The sequence below is a fragment of the Spirosoma sp. 209 genome, from assembly GCF_002006735.1.
Classification (GTDB): Bacteria; Bacteroidota; Bacteroidia; order Cytophagales; family Spirosomataceae; genus Spirosoma; species Spirosoma sordidisoli.
In genome coordinates, this window is sequence record NZ_MVEC01000038.1 from 1 (window position 1) to 3,666 (window position 3,666).

At 63.1% G+C, this 3,666-nt stretch carries 1 protein-coding gene; it reads right to left on the reverse strand.

All coding sequences use genetic code 11. From position 1 onward, the window contains the following. Nucleotides 1-3,666, reverse strand: a 3,666-nt coding sequence (locus B1C80_RS27970; RefSeq protein WP_201723601.1) for an SdrD B-like domain-containing protein, incomplete at both ends; no start/stop codon positions are given.

Here is a 3,666-nt window from a genome sequence, read left to right on the forward strand (position 1 = left end):
GTTGACCGCCGTGTTGGTGGCCGATACGCTACCCGTTACGGTGTAGGTGTTGGTGGTCGTGTTGCAGCTGCCGGGGGTGGCCGTGGCCGTCAGGGAGCAGACCGGTGCGTTGCCCACGGTGATGGTCAGGGGCTGGCTGTCCGAGCAGGACTTGGCATCACTCACGGTGATGGTGAAGCTGCTGGTCGTAGCACTGGTGGGTGTGCCGCTGATCTCACCCGTGATGGGGTTGAGCGTCAGGCCCGCGGGCAGGCTACCCACTGCTGTAAAGCTGTAGGGGGCGGTGCCGCCCGCGGCCGTCAGGGTCTGGCTGTAGGCGGTGCCGACCTGCCCGTTGACCAGGGCCGTGGTGGTCAGGCTGGTCGAGCAGACCGTGCAGGCGGCTGGCGCGGTGTAGACCGTGCTGGCCGAGAGGCCGTTGAGGCTGGCCACCAGCGTGTGGCTGGCCGCGTCGCTGAGACCCGTCACACTCACCGTGGCCGTGGCCTGCCCCGCCGTCACACTCACCGTGCCGATGCTGACACCGTTGTCGGTGATGGTCAGCGTACCCGCCGTGGCGCCCGTCAGGCTAACTATGGCGGTGGCCGTGTAGTTGTTGGTGGCTGAGTTACACACCGGACCACTCGTCAGGGTGATGCTCATGGCCGGTACCACGTAGAAGCCCGCGTCCAGAGTCGGGTTGGTCTCCCCCGAGGTCAGGCTCACCGGCGCGGTGAGGCCGTTGACCGGATCGGAGTCGGTCGCGTCGTTGCCCGCGTTGGGTGTGGTGGCCGTGTAGCCCGTCGGGCTGGTGAAGCTGACGCTGTAGGGCACCCCTGGGGTCAGACCCGTGAAGCTGTAGAGGCCACTGGCATCGGTGGTGGTGGAGGCCACCAGAGTGCCGTTGCTGAGCAGGGTGACCGTCACGTTTGGCAGGCCGGGCTCGCCACTGTCCTGCTGGCCGTCTTTGTTGACATCGACAAAGACCTTGTCGCCCAGCGAGGCCGGGCGGTAGTAGCCCATGTCGACGGTGATGTTGTTTTCGTTGGCCGTCAGCGTCACCGGAGCCGTCAGGCCGGTGGCGGGTGCCCCATCCGAGTCGAGGGCGTCATCACTGCCCGTGTTCTGGCTGGTGGCCGTGAAGCCGGCCGGGGCGGTGAAGCTAACGCTGTAGGGCACCCCTGGGGTCAGGCCGGTGAAGCTGTAGAGCCCACTGGCGTTAGTGGTGGTGGAGGCCACCAGCGTACCCGAGGAGAGCAGGCTGACGGTCACGCCGGGGATGGGCTTGTCGGTGGGTTCCTGAATACCATTGGCGTTCACATCCTCGAAGACATAGTCGCCCAGGCTGGCTTTGGGTGCCACTGTACACGAAGCCGGTGCGGTGTAGGTCACACTGGCCATGCCACAGGCCGTCGCACTGCTCATGACCATGACGGTGTGCACCGCCCCGTCTGAGTTGAGCCCGGCCAGCGTATAGCTCACCGGCCCGTCGCCGGTCAGCGTTACCACCGTCTGGGCCGTTCCATCGGTGATGGTCAGCGATTGGGTGGTGGCGTTGTTGACCGCCGTGTTGGTGGCCGATACGCTACCCGTTACGGTGTAGGTGTTGGTGGTCGTGTTGCAGCTGCCGGGGGTGGCCGTGGCCGTCAGGGAGCAGACCGGTGCGTTGCCCACGGTGATGGTCAGGGGCTGGCTGTCCGAGCAGGACTTGGCATCACTCACGGTGATGGTGAAGCTGCTGGTCGTAGCACTGGTGGGCGTGCCGCTGATCTCACCCGTGGTGGGGTTGAGCGTCAGGCCCGCTGGCAGGTTACCCACTGCTGTAAAGCTGTAGGGGGCGGTGCCGCCCGCGGCCGTCAGGGTCTGGCTGTAGGCGGTGCCGACCTGCCCGTTGGCCAGGGCCGTGGTGGTCAGGCTGGTCGAGCAGACCGTGCAGGCAGCTGGCGCGGTGTAGACCGTGCTGGCAGCCAGGCCATTATTCAGCGTAGCTACTACTGTGTGGCTGCTGGCGTTGCTGATGCCCGATACCGAGAAGCTGGCTGTGGTCTGACCCGCCGAGACGGTGATGGTGGTCAGGCTAGTGCCGTTGTCGGTGATGGTCAGCGTACCGGCACTGGCGTTGGTCAGTGAGACGGTACCTGTAGCAGTGTAGTTGTTGGTCAGGCTGTTACAAACCGGCGTGCCGACTACCACACTCAGGCCCACTGTACACGAAGCCGGGGCCGAATAAATAGCACTGGTCGTGCCACAACCGGCCAGACTCACCGTGACCGTGTGGCTGGTGCCATCCGATACCAAGCCCGTCAGTGAATAAGCAATACTAGTCGTCGTAGCTGATACCGGCAGGCTTACTGTCTTGCTACCGTCGGAAACAATCACGACGTTACCGGAAGGGTTACTCAGGCTGATGCTGCCCGATACCGAATATTGGTTAGTTGCCGAGTTACAAACTGTAGGCGTTGCTGTAGCCGTCAGGCCGCAGGGGCAGCTCACCGTTGTTGTTGCGGTAGTTGAACAGCCTGTAGCATCGGTCACCGTCAGCGAGTATATCCCGTTCATAGCCTGTGTTAGCACACCGTTGGCCTGGGCGTCAACCACGTTGACCTTCCAGCCCATGTTGTCGTGTACATCGCAGTTATAATAAATCAAGTCGGGGGTAGCGGCCGTTGGTGTAAAGGTCAGTGAACCAGATGTTACACCCACAGTGATATCCTGGCTGGTATTGGCAAAGCCCCCCACCGGACTAGTCGTAAAGACGAACGGATGGCCTGGAGTATTAACGGTAAAGGTATAGGTAACACCCCGTATCAAGGTCAGTTCTTTACCCTGAATACCGTCAATGGCCAACCCCATCGTCGATCCTACGCCGAAATAGGGATGAGTAGCGTCTTTAGTAACGACCGCGACACCCATTGTTGGTCCGGCGTAGCTGTAGCTGAATGGGCTTGTTCCGCCCGTAACGGTTGGAGTAATGGTAGCACCGGTGCTGGTGCAAACGGCATTAGCCACCGCCGTCAGCGAGCAGACCGTGCAGGCGGCTGGCGCGGTGTAGACCGTGCTGGCCGAGAGGCCGTTGAGGCTGGCGACCAGCGTGTGGCTGGCCGCGTCGCTGAGACCCGTCACACTCACCGTGGCCGTGGCCTGCCCCGCCGTCACGCTCACCGTGCCGATGCTGACACCGTTGTCGGTGATGGTCAGCGTACCGGCACTGGCACCCGTCAGGCTAACCGTGGCGGTGGCCGTGTAGTTGTTGGTGGCCGAGTTACAGACCGGCGCGCTGGTGAGCGTCACACTCATGGCCGGTACCACGTAGAAGCCTGCATCCAGGGTGGGATTGTTTTCGCCCGAGGTCAGACTCACCGGTGCGGTGAGGCCGTTGACCGGATCGCTGTCGGTCGCGTCGTTACCCGCGTTAGGCGTGGTGGCCGTGTAGCCCGTCGGGCTGGTGAAGCTCACCGAGTAGGGCAGGCCCGGGGTCAGACCCGTGAAGCTGTAGAGGCCGCTGGCATCGGTGGTGGTGGAGGCCACCAGAGTGCCGTTGCTGAGCAGGGTGACCGTCACGTTTGGCAGGCCGGGCTCGCCACTGTCCTGTTGACCGTCTTTGTTGACATCGACAAAGACCTTGTCGCCCAGCGACGCGGGCTTGTAGTAGCCCATGTCGACGGTGGTGTTGTTCTCGTTAGCCGT